We start from the raw sequence: 26,414 nt of genomic DNA, 5'->3' as shown, positions 1-26,414 counted from the left end.
TCCTGTGACCCTCGGGCTCCGGCGAGCCCGGAGCCCGGCGGCGTCCACCGTCGCGCCGCTTTCGTTCCACTCACCCACTGACCAGGGGCTTCATGCTGCCCGCAGTCGGCCACGAACCGGATCCTTCCCGATGCGGCTCGTGACTTTCAGTGCCGGAAAGCCGGTGGAAGTGAAAAGGAAGCCGTCCCTTCTAGCTTTCTGATCGTTCCGAAGGAATGGCACACCATCGTCAGGAGGCCGCATGAGCCGAACCCCGGGCGTGGACGGTATCGCCATCGTCGGCCTGTCCTGCCGCCTGCCTTCGGTGCCGGGGCCCGCCGAGTTCTGGGCGATGCTGCGCGACGGTGTCACGGCGATCGGTGAGCCTCCGGCCGGACGGGCAGTGGCGCCCGGTGCGCCGCCCGCGGCGTTCCTCGACCGGGTCGAGGACTTCGACCCCGCCTTCTTCGGGATCTCCCCGAGGGAGGCCGCCGCGCTGGACCCCCAGCAACGGCTCATGCTCGAACTCGCCTGGGAGGCCATGGAGAACGCTGGGATCGTTCCCGGCGACTCGGACCGGGCGCGGACCGGAGTGTTCGTCGGCGCCGCGTCCGACGACTACGCCACGCTGCTGGATCGCGCAGGCGCCGACGCCGTCACCCGGTACTCGATGGCCGGGGTGCGCCGCTCACTGGTGGCCAATCGGGTCTCATACGCGCTCGGCCTGCGAGGCCCCAGCTACACCGTCGACTCCGGGCAGTCGTCCTCGCTCGTGGCGGTGCACCAGGCCGTGGAGAGCCTGCGCCGCGGGGAATGCGCGGTCGCGATCGCCGGAGGCGTGCACCTCAACCTCGTGCCGGAGGCCGTGGCGCTGGCCGAGCGCTTCGGCGGACTCTCCCCGGACGGGCACGCCTACGTCTTCGATGCCCGCGCCAACGGCTTCGTGCGGGGCGAGGGCGGAGCGGCGCTGGTCATGAAGCCCCTGGAGAACGCGCTCGCCGACGGCGACATCGTGCACGCGGTGATTCGCGGCGGCGCGGTCGGCAACGACGGCGGCGGCGCCGGCCTGACCGCCCCCGATCCCGTGGGGCAGGCGCAGGTGCTGCGGCTGGCCTACGAGCGTGCCGGTGTCGAGCCGCGGGCGGTCCAGTACGTCGAACTGCACGGCACCGGGACCAAGGCCGGCGACCCCGCCGAGGCCTCGGCGCTCGGCCAGGTACTCGGCCGGCCCACGGGCCCGCGACTGGCGGTGGGATCAGTCAAGCCGAACGTCGGCCACGGCGAGGCGGCGGCCGGGATCACCGGGCTGGTCAAGGTGGTGCTCGCCATGCGGCACCGGAAGCTTCCGCCGACCCTGGACCATGCGACCCCCAACCCCGCGATCCCGCTCGGGGAACTGGGCCTGCGGGTGCAGACGGCGCTGGACGACTGGCCCGATCCGGACCGGCCGCTCGTCGCGGGCGTGTCGTCGTTCGGCATGGGCGGCACGAACTGCCACGTGGTGCTCGAAGAACCGCCGGCTCGGTCCACGGCGCCGACCCCGTCCACGGCGCCGACCCCGTCCACGGCGTCGGCGGTTCCGTGGCTGGTCTCGGGACGAACGCCCGAAGCCCTCCGGGCCCAGGCGGCCCGCCTGCGTGACCACGTGGCCGCGCTGCCCGACGCCGGCATCGTGGACGTCGGTCTCTCGCTGGCCACCACGCGCAAGGCGTTCGAGCACCGGGCGGTCGTGGTCGGCGGCGACCGGGACGCGCTGTTGCGCGGGCTTGGCACGCTCGCGGACGGCGGCGGTGGTCGCGAGATCGTGCGCGGCACGGTGGGGGAGCGCGGCGCGCTCGCCTTCCTGTTCAGCGGCCAGGGCAGCCAGCGGCTCGGCATGGGCAGGGAACTCGCCGCGGCCTTCCCGGCGTTCGCGCACGAGTTCGACGCCGTGTGCGCCGCGCTCGACGGCCTCCTCCCCCGCCCGCTGAAGGAGGTTGTGCTCGCCGCGGAGTCGCCCGAGGCCGAGGACGTGCTCGCGGAGACCGTCTACACCCAGGCTGGGCTGTTCGCGTTCGAGGTGGCCCTGTTCCGCCTGCTCGAAACCGCCGGGGCCCGCCCGGACTTCGTCGTGGGGCATTCGGTCGGTGAGCTGGCCGCGGCCCACGTGGCGGGGGTGTTCTCGCTCGCGGACGCGGCACGCCTGGTCGCGGCGCGCGGCTCCTTGATGCAGGCGCTTCCGCGCGGCGGCGCGATGGTCGCCGTCGACGCGGCCGAGGCGGACGTCCTGCCGTACCTGAGCCCGGAGGTCTCGATCGCGGCGGTCAACGGGCCCGCGTCGGTGGTGCTCTCGGGCGGGGAGGACGCGGTGCTCGCCACGGCGGACGCGCTCGCCGGAGGCGGGCACCGCACCAAGCGGCTCCGGGTCAGCCACGCGTTCCACTCCGCGCTGATCGATCCCATGCTGCGCGAGTTCGGCGCGGTGGCGCGGGAGGTCTCGTACCGGAGTCCGGCGATACCGCTGGTGTCCACGCTGACCGGGCGGATCGCGGACGACGAACTACGCGACGCCGGCTACTGGGTGCGGCAGGCCCGCGAGGCCGTGCGGTTCGCCGAGGCTGTCCAGACGCTGGAGGCCGCCGAGGTCACCGACTTCGTCGAGGTCGGCCCCACCGGTGTGCTTGTCGAGCAGGTTCGCGCCACCGTCACAGGACCGGCCGCCGCCGTGCCGGCGCAGCGCGGCGGCCGTCCCGAGGTCGCCGCGGTCCTGCGGGCCCTGGCGGGCCTGCACACCTCGGGCCGCGACATCGACTGGGCGGCCGTCTTCGCCCCATGGAACGGCGACCGCGTCGAGTTGCCCGGCTACGCGTTCCAGCGCGGACGCCACTGGTTGTCCGAGAGGGCATGGGAACGGCGCGGTGTTCCCATGCCCTCCGGCACTTCGATCCCCGAGGAGACCCACGCTCCCGCGGGCCCGCTTTCCGAGGCGGTCGCGCTGGAGCTGGTGAGGGCCGAGGTCGCGGCCGTTCTTGACTATCCGGCCGGTGACGATGTCGATCCCGGGCGGGCGTTCCGCGACCTCGGGCTCGACTCCCTGGGTGGGCTGGAACTGCGCGACCGGCTCGCCGAGGTGACGGGCCACGCGCTGCCCGAGACCCTGCTGTACGAGCAGCCGACGCCCGCGGCACTGGCCGCACACCTGGCAGGACTCGATGTGGCCGGACACCCGGCAGGAGTCGATATGGCCGGACACCTTGCAAGACGCGGTGACGCCGGGGAAGCCGCGCCCGCCTCCACCAGTCGCGAGCCGATCGCCATCGTCGCCATGGCCTGCCGGTTCCCCAGCGACGTTCACACTCCTGAGGACCTGTGGCGGCTGGTCGACGAGGGCCGTGACGCGGTCGGCGCGCCGCCGGCCGACAGGGGCTGGGACACCGACGCCGTCCGCGACGGCGGTTTCCTGACCGGCGCGGCGGAGTTCGATCCCGCGTTCTTCGGGATCAGCCCGCGCGAGGCGCTCGCCATGGACCCGCAGCAGCGCCTGATGCTGGAGATCGCGTGGGAGGCGTTCGAGCGCGCGGGCATCCGGCCGGCGAACGTGCGCGGTCATCGCGGCGGCGTCTTCCTCGGCGCCACCTCCCACGAGTACGGGCCGCGCCTGTCCGAGGCCGCGGAGGGCTTCGAGGGGCATCTGCTCACCGGCACCACGACGAGCCTCATCTCGGGCCGGGTCGCCTACACCTTCGGGCTGGAGGGCCCGGCGGTCACCGTGGACACCGCGTGCTCATCCTCCCTGGTGGCCCTGCACCTCGCGTGCCAGGCGCTGCGAGCGGGTGAGTGTGGAATGGCGCTGGCGGGCGGGGTGGCCATGATGTCAGGGCCGGGGATGTTCGCCGAGTTCGCCAAGCAAGGCGGGCTGTCCGACGACGGCCGGTGCAGGGCGTTCTCTGCCGAGGCCGGCGGTACGGGCTGGGCGGAAGGCGCCGCCGTGGTGCTGCTGGAACGGCTCTCGGACGCGCTGCGCAACGGGCATCCGGTGCTGGCCGTCGTACGCGGGTCGGCGGTGAACTCCGACGGAGCGTCTAACGGCCTGACCGCGCCGAGCGGGCCCGCGCAGCGACGGGTGATCCGCCAGGCACTCGCCGACGCCGGGCTGTCCACGTCGGACGTGGACGCGGTGGAGGCACACGGCACCGGCACGACCCTCGGCGACCCCATCGAGGCGCGTGCCCTGCTGGAGACCTACGGGCGGGACCGCGAGACCCCGGTATACCTGGGCTCGCTGAAGTCCAACATCGGACACGCGCAGGCCGCCGCCGGGGTTGGCGGCGTGCTCAAGATGGTGCTGGCCCTGCGCCACGGCGTCCTGCCGCGGACCCTGCACGCGGAGAACCCGACCCCGCACGTGGACTGGTCGTCGGGGGCGATGCGGCTGCTGACCGAGCCCGTGGCCTGGCCGGAGGGCGGGCGGCCGCGCCGGGCTGCCGTGTCGTCGTTCGGCATCAGCGGCACCAACGCGCACCTCATCCTGGAGGAGGCGCCCTCCGCCTCAGTGCCCTCCGCCTCAGTGCCCTCCGCCTCAGTGCCCACCGCCGCTGGGACCGCCGGTGGCGGTGGTCTCCAGGCGCCGCTGGTGATTTCGGCGAAGACACCCGGCGCGGTGGCCCGGCAGGCGGGGCGGCTGTGGGCGTACCTGGCCGAGCATCCTGAACTCGACCTCGCCGCGGTGGCCGGGACGCTGGCCGCACGCACCGCGTTCGAGTACCGCGCCGGGCTGGTCGCGGCGGACCGTGACGGCTACCTCGACGCGCTGAAGTCCCTGGCGGAACGCGGAAGCGCGACCGCCCGCGTCACCGGCGGAAAGACAGCCTTCCTGTTCACCGGTCAGGGGGCCCAGCGCGCCCGGATGGCCCATGAGCTGTACGCAACGCTGCCGGTGTTCGCCGCCGCGCTGGACGACGCGTTCGCCGCGCTCGATCCGCACCTTCCGCGCCCGCTGCGCGAGGTGATGTTCGCCGCGGACGGTACTCCGGAGGCGGCCCTGCTGAACCGCACCGCCTACACCCAGCCCGCGCTGTTCGCGGTGGAGACGGCCCTGTTCCGGCTGTTCGAGCACTGGGGCGTGGCCCCGGGTTTCGTCGCCGGGCATTCGGTCGGCGAACTGGCCGCTGCGCACGCCGCGGGGATCCTGGACCTGCCGGACGCGGCCCGGCTGGTCGCCGCTCGCGGCACGCTGATGGACGCGCTGCCCGAAGGTGGCGCGATGGTCGCGCTGCAGGCGGCCGAGGGCGAGGTACTGCCGCTGCTGGACGGCCGTGAGGACGAGGTATCCCTGGCGGCGGTCAACGGGCCGCAGGCGGTGGTGGTCGCGGGCGCCGCCGGCGCGGTCGCGGAGATAGAGGCCCATGTCGCCGGGCTCGGCCGCAAGACGCGGCGGCTCAACGTCAGTCATGCCTTCCACTCCCCGGCCATGGACGGGATGCTGGACCGGTTCCGGGAAGTCACCGGAACGGTGACGTTCCGCCCGGCCAGGATCCCGCTGGTCGTCGGCGGTTCCGGCGACCCCGGCACCGCGGATCACTGGGTCCGGCACGTCCGGGACACCGTACGCTTCTCGGCCGCGGTCGAGCGGCTGGCCGGAGCCGGGGTCACGACGTTCTTGGAGCTGGGGCCGGACGGCGTGCTGACCGCGATGGCGCGCGACTGCCTGCCCGACGCCACGGGGACCGCGTTCCTCCCGGCGCTGCGTGCCGGCCGCGCGGAACCGGCGACGGTGCTCACCGCGCTCGCCGACCTGTACGCGCGGGGCATCGACCCCGACTGGACGGCGGTCTTCCCCGGCACGCCGCCAGCCGACCCACGGACTGACCTGCGGGCCGACCTGCTGGCCGGCCTGCCGACCTACGCCTTCGACCGGCAGCGCTACTGGCTCCCGTCGCGCTCGGTCCCCGCGGACGCCGCCTCCGCCGGCCTGACCCCGACCGGCCACCCGCTGCTCGCCGGTGGAGCCGAGGTCGCCGGGACCGGCGAGGCGCTGTTCACCGGAGTGCTGTCGGTGCGCACCCAGCCGTGGCTGGCCGAGCACGTCGTCCTAGGCGCGAACCTGTTGCCCGGCAGCGCGTTCGTGGAGCTGGCACTGCTGGCGGGCGGGCACGTCGGGTGCGATCGGGTGGACGAGCTGGTCCTGGAGGCGCCGCTGGTGCTGCCCGCCGACGGTCGCGTCCAGGTCCAGGTGACGTTGGGCGTGCCCGACGAGTCAGGCCGCCGCGCGCTGGCGGTCTCCTCCAGGCCCGACTCGCCGGCGGTGACCGCCGGGTGGACCCGCAACGCGACGGCCGCCGTCTCGGCCACCGTCTCGACCACCACCACCGCCTCCGCCGCGGCCACCGCGCCGGAGACCGGAGCCTGGCCCCCGGACGGGGCCGAGCCGGTGGACATCGGCGGCCTCTACGACCGCGTTGCCGAGCTCGGCTTCGACTATGGTCCCGAGTTTCGGTGCCTGCGCGAGGTGTGGCGCCGGGGTGACGAGCTGTTCGCCGAGGTTGTACTGCCCGAGCACCGGCAGGCCGAGGCCGCGCACTACGGCCTGCACCCGGCGCTGCTCGACGCCGCTCTGCACGCGGTCGCGTTCGGCGACCCGGCGGACGCCGCTGAAGGCCGGATCCCGTTCTCCTGGCACGAGGTCGCCCTGCACGCGGTCGGCGCGAGCGCCGCCCGCGTCCGGTACACACCGTCCGCCGACGGTGTCGCCATGTCCTTCACCGACCCGTCAGGAGCGCCGATCGCCTCGGTCGGTGCCCTGGCCCTGCGACCGGCTTCCGCGGATCGGATCGCCGGGGGGGCCACCGTGACCCACCCCGACCTCTACCGCGTCGGCTGGACCCCTGTGCCCGCCCCGCCCACCAGCCTGACCTGCGTCGTTCTCGGCCCGGAAGCCGATCTCGCCGGGTTGACGACCGTGCCGGACGTCGTGGCCGTGCGGTGCGAGACCGGAGCGGCGCCCGGCCTCCCGGAGCGGGCCCGTGCCGCCGTCGATCGCGTGCTCGGCTTGGTCCGGGCCTGGCTCGCGGGTGACCGCTTCGCGGACGCCCGGCTGGTGTTCGTGACCCGCTCGGCGGTCGCCGTCCTGCCAGGGGAGGACGTGGCGGACCTGGCCCAGGCGCCGGTGTGGGGCCTCCTCCGCTCGGCGCAGACCGAGTACCCCGGCCGGTTCGTGCTGCTCGACGCCGACGCCGGCACCGGCACCGGTGCCACGCCCGAGGGGATCGCAGCCGCGGTCGCGACCGGCGAGAGGGAGCTGGCGCTCCGCGACGGCCGGGTTCTCGTGCCCAGGCTCGCGCGGGCGACCGTTCCGGTCGGCGGCCCCCGGGCCGGCGAGCCCGACGGCACCGTCCTGATCACCGGAGCGACCGGCGGGCTCGGCAGGGAACTGGCCCGTGCCATGGCCCGGCAAGGCGCACGGCACCTGCTGCTGGTCAGCCGCCGTGGCCCGGCGGCGGAAGGCGCCGGGGAACTGGCCGCGGAGCTGCGGGACCTTGGGACGGAGGCGACGCTGGCCGCCTGCGACGTCGCCGATCGGGAGTCCGTGCGCACACTGCTCGGCGGCATCCCGGCGGACCGTCCGCTGACCTCCGTGATCCACACCGCCGGTGTGCTGGCCGACGGTCCGGTGGAAGCGCTGGACGCGAACCGGATCGACGACGTCCTGCGGGCCAAGCTCGACGGCGCCTGGAACCTCCATGAACTGACCCGAGACCTCGAACTCGCCGAGTTCACGGTGTTCTCCTCGGTCTCGGGCCTGCTCGGCACGGCAGGGCAGGCGAACTACGCGGCGGCCAACACCTTCCTCGACGCGCTGGCGCACCACCGGCGGGCCGCGGGACTTCCCGCCACGGCGCTGGCGTGGGGCCTGTGGGAAACGGATGGGGGCATGGCGGGCGGGCTCGCCGCCGCGGACCGGGCGAGGATGGCCAGGACCGGCGTCGGCGCGCTGCCCACGCGGGAGGGAATCGAGCTGTTCGACGCCGCCCGCGCCTCGGGCGAGGCCCTGCTCGTGCCGCTGAGGCTGGACGAGGCGGGGTTGCGGGCCGCTGGAACGGTGCCCGGCCTGCTGCGCGGGCTCGTCCGCCCCCGGGCGGGAAGGACCGGCGCCACCGCGGCTCCGCGTGGCGCGAACCTGGACAGGGACGCCGTGGCGGCCCTCGTGCGCGACGAGATCGCCGCGGTCATGGGACTGGCGGCCACGGCCTCCATCGAACCTGGCCGGGCGTTCAAGGAGATCGGCTTCGACTCCCTCACCTCGGTGGAACTGCGCAACCGGCTGGCCGCCGTGACCGGCCTGCGGTTGCCCGCCACCTTGCTGTTCGACCACCCGAGCCCGGAGGCGGTGATCGACCGGCTGTGCGCGGACCTGGGCGCGCCCCGGGCAGCGGCGCCCGAGTCGCGCCCTGCACCGGCCGCCGCTGACGGCGAGCCGATCGCGATCGTGGGCATGGCCTGCCGGTTCCCCGGCGACGTGCGAACCCCCGACGACCTGTGGCGGCTGGTGGCCGAGGGCACCGACGCGATCACCGGGTTCCCTTCGGACCGTGGCTGGGACACCGAGGCGCTGTACGACGCCGACCCCGACCGCCCCGGCCGCACGTACACCACCAGCGGTGGCTTCCTGCACGACGCCGGGATGTTCGACGCCGAGTTCTTCGGCATCAGCCCGCGCGAGGCGACCGCGATGGACCCGCAGCAGCGGCTGCTGCTGGAGACGTCCTGGGAGGCGTTCGAGCACGCGGGGATCGACCCGGGCGCGCTGCGCGGGAGCCGTACCGGCGTCTTCGCGGGCGCGATGTACCACGACTACACCGCACGGCTGGCACCGCTGCCCGAGGAGGCCGAAGGCTACTCGTTCACCGGCGGCTCGGGGAGCGTCGTGTCCGGGCGGGTGTCCTACACGTTCGGTTTCGAGGGCCCGTCGGTCACGGTTGACACCGCATGCTCGTCCTCGCTGGTCGCCCTGCACCTCGCGGCCCAGGCGCTGCGGCAGGGGGAGTGCTCTCTGGCGCTGGCCGGAGGGGTCGCCGTGATGGCGACGCCCGGCTCCTTCGTCGAGTTCAGCCGCCAGCGCGCGCTGGCCCCCGACGGGCGCTGCAAGCCGTTCGCCGCCGCCGCGGACGGCACGGCCTGGGCCGAGGGCGCGGGGATGTTGTTGCTGGAGCGGTTGTCGGACGCGCGGCGCAACGGGCATCCGGTGCTGGCGGTGGTGCGTGGTTCTGCGGTGAATTCCGATGGTGCGTCGAATGGGTTGACGGCGCCGAACGGGCCGTCGCAGGAGCGGGTGATTCGTCAGGCGCTCGGGAGTGCGGGTCTGTCCACGGTGGATGTGGACGTGGTGGAGGCGCATGGGACGGGGACGCCGTTGGGCGATCCGATCGAGGCGCAGGCGTTGCTGGTCACCTACGGGCAGGGGCGTGAGACGCCGTTGTTTCTGGGGTCGATCAAGTCGAATCTCGGGCATACGCAGGCCGCGGCCGGGGTGGCCGGGGTGATCAAGATGGTGCAGGCGATGCGGCATGGGGTGTTGCCGAAGACGTTGCACGCCGATGAGCCGTCGCCGCACGTCGACTGGTCGGCCGGGGCCGTCGAACTGCTCACCGAGACGAGGAACTGGCCCGAGACCATCCGCGCCCGCCGCTCCGCGGTGTCCTCGTTCGGGATCAGTGGCACCAACGCGCACGTCATTCTGGAGGCGGTGCCCCAACCCCCCGAGGAGACCGGGCCGGATCTGCCGGTGGTGCCGTGGGTGCTGTCGGCCAAGTCGGAACCCGCGCTCCGGGAGCAGGCCCGCAACCTGATGCCGCTGGCGGACACCGACGCCGCCGCGGTGGGCCGCGCGCTGCTGACGCGTACGCTGTTCGACCACCGTGCCGTCGTTCTCGGCGGCTCCCGCGAAGGGCTGAGCGCCATCGCCGAGCGCGGGAGCGGCGGCGGTGCGGTGACCGGGGTCGCACAGCAGGGCCGTCGGGTGGTGTTCGTGTTCCCCGGGCAGGGCTCGCAGTGGGCCGGGATGGGGCTGGAGCTGATCGCGTCCAGCCCGGTGTTCGCCGAGCGGATGGCTGAGTGCGCGGCGGCCTTGGAGCCCTTCACCGGCTGTTGGCTGCCGGATGTGCTCGGCGACGCCGCCGCGCTGGAGCGGGTCGATGTCGTACAGCCCGCGCTGTGGGCGGTGATGGTGTCGCTGGCGGCGGTGTGGCGATCCTGCGGAGTCGAGCCCGCGGCGGTGGTGGGGCACTCTCAGGGTGAGATCGCGGCGGCGGTGGTGGCCGGCGGGCTGTCCCTGGAGGACGGCGCCAGGCTGGTCGTGGAGCGTAGCAGGGCGCTGGCGGCCCTGTCGGGCCGCGGTGGCATGGTGTCGGTGGCCCTCCCGGTGAGCCGGGCCCGCGAACTGGCCGAGCCGTGGGACGGGCGCATCTCCGTCGCGGTGGTGAACAGCGCCTCCTCCACCGTGATGTCCGGCGACGCCGGCGCGCTCGGCGAGTTCATGGCGGCCTGCGCCGCCCAGGACGTCCGGGCCAGGAGGGTCGCGGTCGACTACGCCTCCCACTCGCCCCATGTGGAACTGATCGAGGACGAGCTGGGCCGGCTCCTGGCCCCCGTCAGCCCAGTATCCGGAGACGTCCCGTTCTACTCCACGGTGACCGGCGCGCCCCTCGACACCGCGGGCCTCGACGCCGGCTACTGGTACCGCAACCTCAGGCAGCCGGTCGAGTTCGCGAAGGCCACCACGGCACTGCTCGACGCGGGCCACGACGTCTTCATCGAGTGCAGCCCGCACCCGGTGCTGGCCACCGCGCTCGCCGAGACCTTCGACACGCTGGACGGAGACCGGCCGCTCGCCGTCGGCACGCTCAGGCGCGGCGAGGACGGTCTCGACCGCGTGCTGACCGCCGTGGCAGAGGCACATGTCCAGGGCGTGCCCGTGGACTGGGCCGCCGTGCTGCCTGCCACCGGCGGGCGGATCACGCTGCCGGCCTACCCCTTCCAACGGCAGCGCTTCTGGCTCGACGCCCCCGAGATCCCCATCGGCGGCGCGGCCACTGGGCTCGGCCTCGCCCCGGCAGGGCACCCGTTGCTGGGCGCCGCGACCCGGCTGGCCGACCCGGAGATGCTGCTGTTCACCGGCAGGCTCTCGCTGCGGGCCCAGCCGTGGCTCGCCGACCACGCCGTGCTCGGCACGCCGCTGCTGCCCGGCACCGCGTTCCTCGACCTGGCCCTGCACGCCGCCCGTGAGACGGGCTGCGCGGTCGAGGACCTCACCGTCGAGGCGCCCTTGGTGCTGCCCCGCGGCGGAGCGGTGCAGGTGCAGATCAGCGTCACCGCCGCCGACGGTGACGGACGGCGCGCGCTGCGCCTCTTCGCCCGCGCCGAGGACGCCCCCGCCGATGCCACCTGGACCCGGTACGCGTCCGGCACGCTGGCGGGCGAGGCCGCGGCCAGGAGCCGGCCGCCGATCGCCTGGCCGCCGCCGGGCGCCGGTGAGGTCGAGCTGGAGAAGTTCTACGCCACCGCCTCCGAGGTCGGGTTCGACTACGGACCCGCGTTCCAGGGCCTGGGGCGCGCCTGGCGGGCAGGGGACGACGTCTACGCCGAGGTGGCGGCCGGTCACGAGCCGGACCGGTTCGTGATCCATCCCGCGCTGCTGGACGCCGCGGCCCAGGCGGTCCGCCTCGGCGGGCTGCTTCCCGCCGACGACCGCGCGCGGCTGCCGTTCGCCTGGGGCGGCGTCACCGTCCACGGGAGCGGGGCGCGGGCACTGCGCGTCAGGCTCTCCCCGGCGGGTCCGGACACTGTGGCGCTCGCCGCCGACGACGAGAACGGCCGCCCCGTGCTCACCGTCGCGGCGCTGACCCTGCGGCCGTTCTCGCCCGACCAGCTCGCCGTCGGCGCCGACTCGCTGTACCGGCTGGCCTGGAACCCCGTCGCGGCCGAAGGTCCAGCACCGGTGACCGCCGTACGTGGGGACGACGCGTTCGCCGCCGCGATGGGGGTTCCCCGCCACACGGACCCGGCCTCGCTGAGCGCGTACGAGGCCGTCGTGGCGCCGGTCGGACAAGGGCCGGTCCACGAGGTGCTCGGCCGGCACCTGACCCTGGTCCGCGACTGGCTGGCCGACGACCGGCTGGGCGGCACCCGCCTCGTGTTGTGCACGTCCTGGGCCGTTCAGGTCGGCGAAGGAGAGCGGGACACCGATCTCGCCGGCGCGGCGGTGTGGGGCATGCTGCGCTCCGCGCAGGCCGAGCATCCCGGACGGATCGTCCTCGCCGATCTCGACGACGATCCGCGCTCCCTCGCCGCGCTGCCCGCCGCCGTCAGCACCGGGGAGGCGCAGCTCGCCCTGCGCGGCGGTGCGGCGTACGTCCCGGTGCTGGCCAGGGCCGAGACGCGGCCGAAGGGCAGGCCGCTGCTCGACGAGGACGGCACGGTGCTGGTCACGGGCGCGTTCGGCACCCTCGGCCGGCTCGTCACCCGTCACCTGGTCCTCACCCACGGTGCCCGCCACCTGACGCTGCTCAGCCGCCGCGGCCCGCAGGCCGAGGGTGCGCGAGAGCTGGTGGCCGAGCTCACCGAGCTGGGCGCGTCGGCAACCATCGTGGCCGCCGACGCCGCGGACCGCGGGCAACTGGCCGCGGTCCTCGCCGGGATCCCTGAAGAGCATCCGCTGACCTCGGTGGTGCACGTCGCGGGCGTCCTGGCCGACGCCACCTTCACCGCCATGACGCCTGAGCGGCTCGACGCGGTCCTGCGGCCGAAGGCCGACGCCGCCTGGCACCTGCACGCGCTCACCGAGCACCTGCCGCTGCGCAGTTTCGTGCTGTTCTCCTCGGTGGCGGGCGTCCTCGGCACCGCCGGCCAGGCCAACTACGCGGCGGCGAACTCCTACCTGGACGCGCTCGCGCGGCACCGCAGGGCGCGCGGGCTGCCCGCGCTGTCGCTGGGCTGGGGCCTCTGGGCCGAGGCCAGCACGATGACCGGCGGGCTGGACGGTACCGGCCTGGCCCGGCTCGGCCGCGGCGGCGTGCTGCCGCTGTCCAGCAGTCAGGGGCTCGACCTGTTCGACGCCGCATGGGCGGCCGGGGACGCGGTGCTGTTCCCCGTACGCCTGGAGACCTCGGCCGCCCGGCTCCGCGAGGTGCCTCGGCTGTTGCGCGGGCTGGTCCGGGCTCCGGAGGCGCGAGCCGGCGCGGTGACGACGCTCGCCGGCGTCGCCGCGGCGGACCGCCCGCGCGCGCTGCTGGAACTCGTGCGCAACGAGGTCGCCGACGTGCTCGGGCACGCCGGTCCCGGGGCGGTGGACCCGGCGCGGCCCTTCGGCGAGACCGGGTTCGACTCGCTCACCGGGGTGGAACTGCGTAACCGACTGAGCGCCGCCACCGGTCTGCGCCTGCCCGCCACGCTCGTGTTCGACCACCCCACGCCGTCCGCCGTGGCGCAGTACCTCGCGAGGGAGCTGACCCCGGAACCCGGCCGTCCCGAGGCGTTCGAGCACCTGGACCGGCTGGAGGCGGCGCTGCGGGACACCACGGCGGACGACGTGGCGCTGGCCGGGCTGTCGGCCCGGCTGGAGACGCTGAGCGCACGGTTGCGGCGGGACCGCGCCAGCGCTGGACGAGACGGTGCCGGACGAGACGGTGCTGGACGAGACGGCGCTGGACGAGACGGCGCGAGCCGATCTACCGCGGCCGATCGCCTCAGCACCGCCTCCGCCGACGAGATCCTCGACTTCATCCGCAAGGAGCTGGGCAACGATGGGTGAGCAGGCGACCGACCACCGCGTGCTGGAGAGTCTGCGCTGGGTCACCCGCGAGCTGCACGAGGCTCGCGAGCGGCTGCGCGCGGCGGAGGAGGAACGGACCGAGCCGATCGCCATCATCGGGATGGGCTGCCGCTATCCGGGCGGGGTCACCACTCCAGAGGAGCTGTGGCGGCTGCTGGCCGACGGCGCCGACGCGATCACCGAGTTCCCCGCCGACCGGGGCTGGGACGTGGACGCGCTGCACCGCTCGGACGCGCCGGGCCACTCGGCCACCCGCCATGGTGGCTTCCTGGACGCGCCGGGAGACTTCGACGCCGGCTTCTTCGGCCTCTCCCCGGCCGCGGCCGAGGTCACCGACCCGCAGCACCGGCTGCTCCTGGAGGTCTGCTGGGAGGCCGTCGAACGCGCGGGGATCGATCCGCTGGCCCTGCGCGGCAGCCCGACCGGGGTGTTCGCCGGGATCATGTACCAGGACTACGGCGCCGCCGCGGCCGACGCGGACCTCGCCGGGCAGGTGCTGATGGGCACCTCAGGGTCCTTGGCCTCGGGCCGGGTCGCCTACACCTTCGGCTTCGAGGGCCCGGCACTCACCGTGGACACGGCCTGCTCGTCGTCGCTGGTCGCCCTGCACCTCGCGGCCCAGGCGCTGCGCCGGGGCGAGTGCTCTCTGGCGTTGGCGGGCGGCGCGACCGTGCTGGCCACCCCGTCGCTGTTCGTCGAGTTCAGCCGCCAGCGCGGGCTCTCCGCGGATGGGCGCTGCAAGGCGTTCGGCGCCGGTGCCGACGGCGCCGGCTTCGCCGAGGGCGCGGGGATGTTGTTGCTGGAGCGGTTGTCGGACGCGCGGCGCAACGGGCATCGGGTGTTGGCGTTGGTGCGTGGTTCTGCGGTGAATTCCGATGGTGCATCGAATGGGTTGACGGCGCCGAATGGGCCGTCGCAGGAGCGGGTGATTCGTCAGGCGCTCGGGAGTGCGGGTCTGTCCACGGCGGATGTGGACGTGGTGGAGGCGCATGGGACGGGGACGCCGTTGGGCGATCCGATCGAGGCGCAGGCGTTGCTGGCCACCTACGGGCAGGACCGCGCAGAGCCGTTGTTTCTGGGGTCGATCAAGTCGAATCTCGGGCATACGCAGGCCGCGGCCGGGGTGGCCGGGGTGATCAAAATGGTGCAGGCGATGCGGCATGGGGTGTTGCCGAAGACGTTGCACGCCGATGAGTCGTCGCCGCACGTCGACTGGTCGGCCGGGGCCGTCGAACTGCTCACCGAGACGAGGAACTGGCCCGCCGCCGATCGGCCCCGCCGCGCGGGCGTTTCGTCCTTCGGGGTCAGCGGTACGAACGCGCACCTCATCCTGGAGGAGGCTCCGGAGCACGGTCACGAGCCGACGAGCCCGGATGCCCCCGCGATGCCGTGGGTCCTGTCCGCCCGCGGCGCCGCCGCGCTGCGCGGCCAGGCGGCCCGGCTGCTGTCCCACGTGGACGCGCATCCGGAGTACGCCGCCGCCGACGTCGCGTACTCGCTGGTGACGTCGCGCAGCCTGTTCGAGCACCGCGCGGTCGTCATCGGCGACGATCGCGACGCACTGCGCCGGGGACTCGCCGCCCTGGCGGCCGGTGAGGACGCACCCGGCGTGGTGACCGGGCGTGCGGGCACGGGCGGTGAAGCGGTGTTCGTGTTCCCCGGGCAGGGCTCGCAGTGGGCAGGGATGGGCCGGGACCTGCTCGCGTCCAGCCCGGTGTTCGCCGGGCGGCTGGCCGAGTGCGCGGCGGCCCTGGAACCGTTCACCGAGCTCGACCTGGAGGGTGTGCTGCGCGACGGCACGGAGCTGGACCGGGTGGACGTCGTCCAGCCCGCGCTGTGGGCGGTCATGGTGTCGCTCGCCGCGGTGTGGCGGGCCCACGGCGTTGAGCCGGCGGCCGTACTCGGCCACAGCCAGGGCGAGATCGCGGCGGCCTGCGTCGCGGGGGCTCTGTCCTTGTCCGACGGCGCCCGCGTGGTGGCCCTGCGCAGCCGGGCGCTGGCGGACCTGTCCGGACGCGGTGGAATGGTGTCGGTGGCCCTGCCGCCGGCGGAGGTCGCCTCCCTGATCGAGCGGGACGACCGGATCTCGGTCGCCGCGGTCAACGGGTCCGCCTCCGTCGTGGTCTCCGGTGCGACGGAGGCGCTGCAGGAGCTGCTCGGCTACTGTGCCGAGAACGGTGTCAGGGCCAAGCGGGTCCCCGTGTCCTACGCCTCCCACTCCCGGCAGGTCGACGCGCTGCGGGAGCGGCTGCTCGCCGATCTCGCGCCGATCCGCCCGCACACCGCGGAAATCCCCTTCATGTCCACGGTCACCGCGGACCACTTCGACACCACCGGGCTGGACGCCGCGTACTGGTTCACCAACCTGCGGGAACCGGTGCTGTTCGAGCCGGCGATGCGGGTGCTGCTGGCCGAGGGCAAGGACGCCTTCGCCGAGCTCAGCCCGCATCCGGTGCTGACCATGGGGATGCAGCAGACGGTGGCCGAGACCGGCACGGACGCGGTGGTCGCCGGGGCGCTGCGTCGTGGCGACGGCGGGCTCGGCCGCGTCCGGCTCTCGCTCGCGGAGCTCTCCGTCCGTGGCGTGCGGGTGGAGTGGGGTGCCGCCGTGCCCGCCGGCCACCGGGTCGACCTGTCCACCTACGCCTTCGACCGCCGCCGCTACTGGCTCGACGCGGGCCGCGTGGCGCTCGGTGCGAGTGCCCGGCAGGCCGTGAACGGCCAGGGCCAGGGGCGGGGTCATGGTCACGCGCTGGGGCAGGACCAGGACCAGGGGCAGGGTCACGGGCTGGGGCAGGGGCCGGACTGGGCCGGCCGGCTGGGCGGGCTCGCCGAGGCCGAGCAACGGCGGATGCTGGCCAAGCTGGTGCGGACGGCCGCCGCGGCCGTGCTGGGCCACTCATCACCTGAGGAGGTCGAGCAGAACGGGTCGTTCCGTGACCTCGGCTTCGACTCGGCCGCCGCGGTCCAGCTGCGGAACCGGCTCGCCGCCGCGACCGGGCTGGACCTGCCGGTCACCGTCGTGTTCGACCATGCGACCGTCGCGCACCTGGCCGAGTACCTCCGTACCGAGCTGGCCGGAGCGCCGGGAGGCAAGCTCGATCGCCATCTCGACGCGCTCGAAGCCGGCTTGCGTTCGCTGACCGGCGCCGAACGGGCCGCGGTGCTGAGCCGGCTGCGGGACCTCGCCACGACGCCGGCGGCCGGCCCCGACGACACAGGCTCCGACGACTCCGGCGGCATCGATCTGGCCGCCGCCTCCGCCGACGAGATGTTCGCGCTGCTCGACCGGGAACTGGGTGCCACCTCGTGAGTAACGAAGAGAAGCTGCTCGACTACCTCAAACGCGCCACCAACGACCTGCGCGAGGCTCGCGGCCGCCTCCAGGACCTGGAGGATCGCGCGCACGAGCCGATCGCCGTCGTCGGCATGAGCTGCCGCTACCCCGGCGGCGTGCGTACGCCGGACGACTTGTGGCGCCTGGTCGATCGCGGAGTGGATGCGATCTCGGAGTTCCCCGCCGACCGCGGCTGGGACCTGGGGAGGCTCTACGACCCCGGGTCGGCTCCCGGCACGAGCTACGTCCGCGAGGGCGGCTTTCTTGATGACGTCGCCGGGTTCGACGCGTCGTTGTTCGACCTGAGCCCGCGTGAGGCCCTCGCCATGGACCCGCAGCAGCGGCTCCTGCTGGAGGCGGCCTGGGAGGCGTTCGAGCGTGCGGGCATCGTGCCGGACTCGGTGCGCGGCAGCCGGACCGGGGTGTTCGTGGGCACCAACGGCCAGGACTACGGGCCCCGGCTGCATGAGGCGCCGGAGGAGGTCGAGGGGCACCTGCTCACCGGTGTCGCGGCCAGTGTGCTGTCCGGGCGCATCGCGTACGCCTTCGGCCTGGAGGGGCCGGCGATCACGGTGGACACCGCCTGCTCGTCGTCGCTGGTGGCGGTGCACCATGCCATCCGTTCGCTGCGCGTGGGGGAGAGCACCCTCGCCCTGGCCGGCGGCGTGTCGGTGATGAGCACCCCCGGCGGGTTCGTGGAGTTCAGCCGGCAGCGCGGGCTCGCGCCCGACGGCCGCTGCAAGTCCTTCGGCGCCGGAGCGGACGGCACCGGCTGGGCCGAGGGCGTCGGCGTCCTGATCCTGGAACGCCTGTCGGACGCCCGCCGCCACGGGCACACCGTGCTGGCGGTGCTGGCCGGGTCGGCGGTGAACTCCGACGGCGCCTCCAACGGCCTCACCGCGCCGAGCGGAGCGGCGCAGCGGCGCGTGATCCGCGCCGCGCTGGCCGACGCCCGGCTCACGCCGGCGGACGTGGACGCGGTCGAGGCGCACGGCACCGGGACCGTGCTCGGCGACCCGATCGAGGCGCGGGCGCTGATCGAGACCTACGGCCAGGACCGCGAGAGCCAGCTGTGGCTGGGGTCGATGAAGTCCAACATCGGGCACGCCCAGGCGGCGGCCGGGGTCGGGGGGATCATCAAGATGATCCTGGCCCTGCGGGCCGGCACGCTGCCGCGTACCCTGCACGCCGACGAGCGAACGCCGCACGTCGACTGGTCCGCCGGCGCGGTCGAACTGCTGACCGAGGCCCGCGAGTGGCCGGCGGGCGAACGCCCGCGCCGGGCAGGGGTGTCGTCCTTCGGGGTCAGCGGCACCAACGCGCACGTCATCGTCGAGGAGGCACCGCCCACCGCCGTGGAGCCGGGTGAGCCGGCCGCCCCTGCCGCCCCTGCCGCCCCTGCCGTCCTGCCCTGGGTGATCTCGGCCAAGACCGGTGCGGCGCTGGGTGCGCAGGCCGCTCGGTTGTCCGCCTCGCTGGGCGGTTTCCGGCGGCCGGTGGACGCCGCCTACTCGCTCGCGACGACGCGCGCCACGCTTGACCACCGGGCCGTCATGGTCGCCCCGGACGCGGGCACGCTCTCCGCCGGCCTGGACGCCCTGGCCGAGGGCGCTCCCGCCCCCGGTCTCGTACAGGACGTCGCGTGCGCGGAACCCAAGGTGGCGTTCCTGTTCACCGGCCAGGGCGCCCAGCGCGCGGGAATGGGACGTGAGCTGTACGCCGCGTACGGCACGTTCGCCGCGGCCTTCGACGCCGTCTGCGTGGAGATCGACGGACGCTGGGCGGACGGTGTCCCGCTCAAGGACGTCGTGTTCGCCGAGCCGGGCACCGACCTGGCGGCCCTGCTGGACCGGACCGACTACGCCCAGGCGGGCCTGTTCGCCGTGGAGGTCGCGCTGGCCCGCCTCGTCGAGTCGTGGGGCGTGCGGCCCGACGTCGTGGCGGGTCACTCCCTCGGCGAGATCACCGCGGCCCACATCGCGGGAGTGCTCACTCTGGAGGACGCGGCGGTCCTGGTGGCCGCCAGAGGCCGCCTGATGGCAAACGTACCCGCCGGCGGCGCGATGGCGGCCATCGAGGCGAGCGAGGCCGAGGTGGTGGGCGCCCTCCCGTCGACCGTGGACGTGGCGGCGGTCAACGGGCCCTCGGCGGTCGTCGTCTCCGGCCCCGAGGACGACGTCGCCGCGACGGTGGAGCACTGGGTACGGCAGGGGCGTCGCACTCGCCGTCTCGGCACCAGCCACGCCTTCCACTCCGCCGCCATGGACCCGGTGCTGGCGCCGCTCGCGGACGTCTCGGGCGGCCTGACCTTCCACGCCCCGGCCGTGCCGCTGGTCTCGACCCGCACGGGCACGGTCGCGGACCTGGCCGTACTGTCCACCGCCGAGCACTGGACCGCGCAGGTCCGCGGCACCGTCCGGTTCGCCGACGCGGTGGCGTGCCTGCGTGAGCAGGAGGTCACCGCCTATCTGGAGCTCGGACCGAACGGCGTGCTGACCGCGCTGACCCGGGACCTGGCCGAGGGCGTGACGGCGGTCGCGCTGCGGCCCGGCCGCGGTGAGGCGGTCACGCTGCTGAGCGCGGTCGGAGCCCTGTACACCCACGGTGTCCCGGTCGACTGGGCCGCGTTCTTCGCCGGGACCGGCGCGCGGCGGACCGACCTGCCCACCTACGCCTTCCAGCACGAGCACTTCTGGCTCGTGCCCGGCGGCACCCCGCCCGCCCGCGCCCGCATCCGCCGTACGGCCCAGGTGGACCGGGGGCTGCGGGACCGGCTGACGGGTCTGCCGGAGGCCGACGCCCTCGTGCAGCTCACCGACCTGATCCGCACCCAGGCCGGCGCGGTGCTCGGCCACACCGGGGCGATCGACGCCGGCCGCGCGTTCGCCGAGCTCGGGTTCGACTCGCTGACCGCGGTCGAGCTCAGCACGCGGCTCGGCGCCGCCACGGGTCTCAGCCTGCCCGCGACGCTGGTCTTCGACCATCCGAGCCCGGCCGCGCTCGCCGCCCTGCTGCTCGCCGAGGTCCTCGACGCGCCCGCCCCGGCGGAACGGTTCACCGCGCACGACGGCGGCACGGACCCGATCGTCATCGTCGGCATGGGCTGCCGTTACCCCGGCGGCGTCGGATCCCCTGCCGACCTGTGGGACCTCGTGCTCACGGGGACCGACGCGATCACCGGGTTCCCCGCCGACCGCGGCTGGGACACCGACGCCCTCTACCACCCGGAGCCGGGCCGGCCGGGCAGGACCTACGTGCGCTCAGGAGGGTTCCTCGCGGACGCCGCCGGCTTCGACGCCGCGTTCTTCGGGATCTCGCCGCGAGAGGCGCTCGCCATGGACCCGCAGCAGCGCCTCTTGCTGGAGGTCACCTGGGAGACCTTCGAGCACGCCGGGATCGACCCGCGCATGGTGCGCGGCTCCGCTGTCGGCGTGTTCGCCGGCACCTCGTCGCAGGACTACGGCCCGCCGCTGCACGAGGCCCCCGACCATGTCGGCGGCAACCTCGGCACCGGTACGGCGGCGAGCGTGCTGTCCGGCCGGATCTCCTACGTCTACGGCCTGGAGGGGCCCGCGCTCACCGTCGACACGGCCTGTTCGTCGTCGCTGGTGGCGCTGCACCTGGCCGCTCAGGCGCTCCGGTCGGGAGAGTGCGACCTGGCCCTCGCCGGCGGCGTGACCGTGATGTCGAGCCCCGGCGCGTTCGTGGAGTTCAGCCGTCAGCGTGGGCTCGCTCCCGACGGCCGCTGCAAGTCGTTCGCCGAGACGGCGGATGGCACCGCGTGGGCGGAGGGCGCCGGGATGTTGCTGCTGGAGCGGCTGTCGGACGCCCGCCGCCACGGGCACGCCGTGCTGGCGGTGGTCGCCGGGTCGGCGGTGAACTCCGACGGCGCCTCCAACGGCCTCACCGCGCCGAACGGCCCTTCGCAGCAGCGGGTCATCCGGCAGGCACTGGCGAACGCCGGGCTCTCGCCGTCCGACGTGGACGCGGTCGAGGCGCACGGCACCGGCACCGTGCTCGGCGACCCGATCGAGGCACAGGCCCTGCTGGCGACCTACGGCCAGGCTCGGGAGACGCCCCTGTACCTGGGCTCGCTCAAGTCGAACATCGGCCACGCCCAGGCCGCCTCCGGCGTCGGCGGGATCATCAAGATGGTCCAGGCGCTGCGGCACGGCGTCCTGCCCAGGACCCTTCACGTGGATCAGCCGTCCGCCAAGGTGGACTGGTCGTCCGGCGCGGTTTCCCTGCTGACCGAGACGACGCCGTGGCCGGAGACGGGCGTACGCCGCGCGGCGGTGTCGTCCTTCGGGGTCAGCGGCACGAACGCGCACGTAATCCTCGAACAGCCCGATCCCGTCGCCGCGACGGTGCGGCCCGGGCCGGCCGGCCCGCTGCCGTGGGTGCTGTCCGCGCGCACCGAGACCGCGCTGCGCGCTCAGGCCGCCCGGCTCCTCCCGGCCGTGGAAGGCGCCGACGCGCTCGTGGTCGCCCGTGCTCTCGCCGGGAGACGGGCCGCGTTCGAGCATCGGGCCGTCGTGATCGGCGAGACTCCCGACGAGTTCGCGAGCGGCCTGTCGGCGGTGCGCGACGGCGGCACCGCCGGGCACGTGATCCGCGGGACCGCCGGCGCGGGCGGCACGACGGCGTTCCTGTTCACCGGCCAGGGCTCCCAGCGCGCGGGGATGGGTCGCGAGCTGTACGAGGCCCACCCGGCGTACGCGGCGGCCTTCGACGAGGTGTGCGCCCACCTGGACCCGCGGGTGCGGCAGGCCGTGTTCGACGGCGACCCGGATCTGGACACGACCGAGTTCGCGCAGCCGGGCATCTTCGCGGTCCAGGTCGCGCTGGTCCGGCTCCTGGAGACCTGGGGCCTGCGTCCGGACGTCCTGCTCGGTCACTCCATAGGCGAGATCGCCGCCGCCCACGTCGCGGGGGTGCTCTCCCTGGCGGACGCGTCCGCGCTGGTGACGGCGCGCGGGCGGTTGATGCAGGCACTCCCCGCGGGCGGCGCGATGGTGGCGATCGAAGCCGCCGAGGACGAACTGGGCGACCTGGCCGAGCCCGTCGCGCTGGCCGCGGTGAACGGCGCGTCCGCGGTCGTGCTCTCAGGACCTGAGCCCGCGGTCCTGGACGTGGCCGCGGAATGGGTCGCCCGCGGCCGCAGGACCAAACGGCTCACCACGAGCCACGCCTTCCACTCGCCGCTGATGGCGCCCATGCTCGACGGTTTCCGCGCGGTGCTCGACGGGCTGACCTTCGCCGAACCCGCCGTGCCGCTGGTGACCACCGGTGGGGACGGCGATCCTGGAACGGCGGCGTACTGGGCGGGGCAGGTCATACGGACCGTCCGGTTCGCCGACGGCGTCGAGGCCCTGCGTGCCCGCGGCGTCACCGCGTTCGTCGAGATCGGCCCGGACGCCGTGCTGTCCGCGCTGGTGGACGACGCCGTGCCCGTTCTGCGGGCGGGCAGGCCCGAGGCCGCGACCTTGATGACCGCGCTGGCCCGCCTGCATGTGCGCGGGGCAGGACCGCGCTTGACGCGCCTGCTCGGGCCTGCCACGCCCGCGGAGCTTCCGACCTATCCCTTCGAGCACGAGCGGTTCTGGCTCACCCCTTCTCGTACGTCCGGCCCGGCGGAGACGCGGTCCAGGGACGCCGTCAGTGAGGGCTGGCGCTACCAGGTCACCTGGCGGCCGGCCGGAACGCCCGGCCGCCGGATCCCCGGTGGCACCTGGCTGGCGGTCGTGCCCGAGGGCGGCGCCTCGGACGCGTGGATCGTCCGAGCCGCCGAGGCGGTCGGCGCGGCGGTGCTGGAACTGCCCGCAGGGGCCGGCCGCGCCGACGCGGCCGCGCTGCTGCCCGGCACGGAACCGGCCGGGGTGCTGTCCCTGCTGACGGACGCGGGCCAGACCGTCTCCCTCGTCCAGGCCCTCGGCGACAGGGGATGGGACGCGCCGCTGTGGTGCGTCACCAGGAACGCCGTGCAGGTCGAACCCGGTGAGCCGGTCGATCCGGCGGCGGCGGAGATCTGGGGACTGGGGCGGGTGGCCGGGCTGGAGCACCCGCGCCGCTGGGGCGGGTGTGTGGACCTCCCGGCGGAGGCGGCCGGCATCGACCCAGCCTTGCTGGCGGGCGTGCTCGCCGCGGCAGAAGAGGACCAGGTCGCGCTGCGCCCGTCCGGCGTGCACGTGCGCCGGCTGGTCCGCGCGGCGCACGGGCAGAAGGTCCGCGCCTGGAGCCCGCGCGGGACCGTGCTGATCACCGGAGGCACGGGCGCGCTCGGCGCGCACGTGGCCCGCCACCTGGCCGCCGGCGGCGCCGAGCACCTGATCCTGCAGAGCCGCCGTGGCGAGGACGCCCCTGGCGCCGCCGGCCTCGCCACCGAACTCACCGCGCTCGGCGCCCGCGTCACGATGCGGGCCTGCGACGTCGCCGACCGGGCCGCGCTCGCCGAGATCCTCGCGGAGATCCCGCCGGAACTCCCGCTGACGGCCGTCGTGCACGCCGCCGGCCTGGGCGATCCGCAACCACTCGAAGACACCGACCTCGCCGAGTTCGCCAGGGTCCGCTCGGCCAAGGTCGTCGGCGCCGCGAACCTCGACGCCCTGCTGGGCGACACGCCCCTGGACGCGTTCGTGCTGTTCTCCTCGATCGCGGCGACCTGGGGCAGCGGCGGCCAGGCCGCCTACTCGGCGGCCAACGCGGCACTCGACGCCCTGGCCGCGGGACGCCGGGCCCGCGGGCTGACCGCCACCTCGATCGCCTGGGGGCCCTGGGCCGGTCCCGGCATGGCCGATGGCGAGGCCGGAGCGCACATGGCCCGCCGAGGAGTGGCCGGCCTTCCCCCGGAACTCGCGGTCGCCGAACTGACCGGCGCGGTGGAGCGGGACGAGACCGCCGTCGTCGTCGCGGACGTCGACTGGACGGGGTTTGTGCCGGCCTTCACCGCGATGCGCCCGAGCCCGCTGCTGGCCGAACTGCCCGAGGCCCAGGACGTGCTGGACCGGATGGCGGCGGACGCGGCGGGCGGCACCGCCGCCGAGATCCTGAGCACCGCGGAAGACGGCGAGCTCGACCGGTTGCTGCTCGACATCGTGCGCGGCGAGATCGCCGCCGTGCTCGGGCATGCCTCGCCAGACGCGGTGGACGTCCACCAGTCGCTGCGCGATGTGGGCCTGGATTCGCTGGCCGCGGTGGAACTGCGCAACGGCCTCTCCCGGGCGACCGGGCTCGGCCTGCCCAGCACGCTGGTCTTCGACCACCCGACCGCGACCGCCCTCGCCTCGTACCTGCGCGACGCGATCCGGCCCCCTGTCGATCCGCTCGGCGAACTCGACCGGGTGGAGGCGGCGCTGGCCTCGCTGACCGGCGAAGAGGACCGCGCCCGCCTCGCCACCCGCATCGAGGCTCTGCTCGCCCGGGTGCGCGGCCCCGCGGGGCCGTCACTGGAGGACCGGATCGAGTCCGCGTCCGACGACGAGATGTTCCGGCTGCTCGACACCGAGTTCGGGATCTCCTGACCTTCCCCCTGCCCGCCCGCTTCGCGAGGAACGTCCATGTCGAGTGAAGACAAGCTCCGCTACTTTCTCAAGCGTGTGACGGCCGACCTGCACCAGGCCCGCGCCCGTCTGCGCGAGGTCGAGGAACGGGCTGCCGAGCCGATCGCCATCGTCGGCATGGCCTGCCGCTACCCCGGCGGCGCCACCTCGCCCGAACTGCTGTGGCGGCTCGCCGCCGACGAGGTGGACGCGATCTCCGGCCTCCCCGCCGACCGCGGCTGGGACACCACGCGGCTCTACCGGCCTGGACCGGCCCGGCCGGGGCACAGCTACGTCCGCGAGGGCGGGTTCCTGTACGACGCCGCCGACTTCGACCCGGAGTTCTTCGGGATCTCGCCGCGCGAGGCCCTGTCCATGGACCCGCAGCAGCGGCTCCTGCTGGAGGTCGCGTACGAGGCGTTCGAACGGGCGGGACTGCCGGTGGACGGCCTGCGCGGCAGCAGGACCGGCGTGTTCGTCGGCGGGATGGCCCAGATCTCCGGGCCGAGCGAGGAACAGATCGAAGCGCTGTCGGGCTTTCTGCTCACCGGCAGCGCGGCCAGTGTGTTCTCCGGCCGGATCGCCTACACCTTCGGGCTGGAGGGCCCCGCGCTCACGGTCGACACGGCCTGCTCCTCGTCGCTGGTCGCGATGCATCTGGCGGCACAGGCGCTGCGTGCGGGGGAGTGCGAGCTCGCGCTCGCGGGCGGCGTCACGGTGATGACCACGCCGGAGGGGTTCATCGAGTTCAGCCAGCAGAACGGGCTCGCGCCCGACGGCCGCTGCAAGGCGTTCGCCGCTGGCGCCGACGGCACCTCGTGGGGCGAGGGCGCCGGATTGCTCCTGCTGGAGCGGCTCTCCGACGCCCAGCGGCTGGGCCATCCCGTGCTCGCGGTCGTACGTGGCACGGCGGTCAATCAGGACGGTGCGTCGAACGGGCTGACCGCGCCGAACGGGCCGTCGCAGCGGCGGGTGATTCTGGCGGCGCTGGCCAATGCGCGGCTTGCGCCGTCGGAGGTGGATGTGGTGGAGGCGCATGGGACCGGGACGGCGCTGGGTGATCCGATCGAGGCCGAGGCGTTGCTGGCGACGTATGGGCAGGGGCGTGAGACGCCGCTGTATCTGGGGTCGGTGAAGTCCAACATCGGGCACACGCAGGCCGCCGCCGGGGTGGCCGGGGTGATCAAGATGGTGCAGGCGATGCGGCATGGGGTGTTGCCGCGGACGTTGCACGTGGATGAGCCGTCGCCGCACGTGGACTGGTCGTCGGGCAGTGTGCGGTTGCTGACCGAGGCGGTGGCGTGGCCGGAGACGGGGCGTGTGCGGCGTGCGGGGGTGTCGTCGTTCGGGATCAGTGGGACGAACGCGCATGTGATCTTGGAGGCTGCGCCGGTTGCTGAGGTTGCGGTGCCGGGTGGGGTCGGGCCGGTGCCGGTGCCGTGGGTGTTGTCGGCTCGGTCGGGTGAGGCGTTGCGTGTGTGGGCGGGCCGGGTGGCGGGGGTGGAGGCGGATCCGGGGGATGTGGGGTTTTCGCTGGTCAGTACGCGGCGGGTGTTTGAGCATCGGGCGGTGGTGTTGCCGGATGTGGGGGTGAACGCGCGGTTGCTGGCCGACGGTGATGCGGGCGTGGGGGTGGTGGCGGGGGTGGCGCGTCCTGATCGGCGGGTGGTGTTCGTCTTTCCCGGTCAGGGGTCGCAGTGGGCCGGGATGGGGGTGGAGCTGCTGGGGTGTTCGCCGGTGTTCGCGGCGCGGATGG

4 protein-coding genes are annotated in these 26,414 nt (G+C 74.5%); all 4 read left to right on the top strand.

Features of this window, described 5'->3' with window-relative positions; all coding sequences use genetic code 11:
• Positions 1-241 precede the first annotated feature (241 nt).
• The gene (locus tag QSK17_RS34245) at positions 242-13,762 is read left to right on the top strand and encodes a type I polyketide synthase (RefSeq protein WP_285710508.1); all 13,521 of its coding nucleotides are present in this window, start codon (positions 242-244) and stop codon (positions 13,760-13,762) included.
• Positions 13,755-17,096, top strand: coding sequence for a type I polyketide synthase (locus tag QSK17_RS34240; protein WP_285710505.1), 3,342 nt, complete (start codon positions 13,755-13,757; stop codon positions 17,094-17,096). Before QSK17_RS34245 ends, QSK17_RS34240 begins: the two co-directional genes overlap by 8 nt.
• Positions 17,093-24,640, top strand: coding sequence for a type I polyketide synthase (locus QSK17_RS34235; RefSeq protein WP_285710503.1), 7,548 nt, complete (start codon positions 17,093-17,095; stop codon positions 24,638-24,640). The genes QSK17_RS34240 and QSK17_RS34235 overlap by 4 nt, the downstream gene beginning before the upstream one ends.
• A gap of 36 nt (positions 24,641-24,676) precedes the next feature.
• Positions 24,677-26,414, top strand: a 1,738-nt coding sequence (locus QSK17_RS34230) for a type I polyketide synthase (protein ID WP_285710500.1), incomplete at its 3' end; no start/stop codon positions are given.

The organism is Microtetraspora sp. NBRC 16547 (assembly GCF_030268965.1).
Lineage (GTDB): Bacteria > Actinomycetota > Actinomycetes > Streptosporangiales > Streptosporangiaceae > Microtetraspora.
This window is presented reverse-complemented; position numbering and strand designations above follow the sequence as displayed.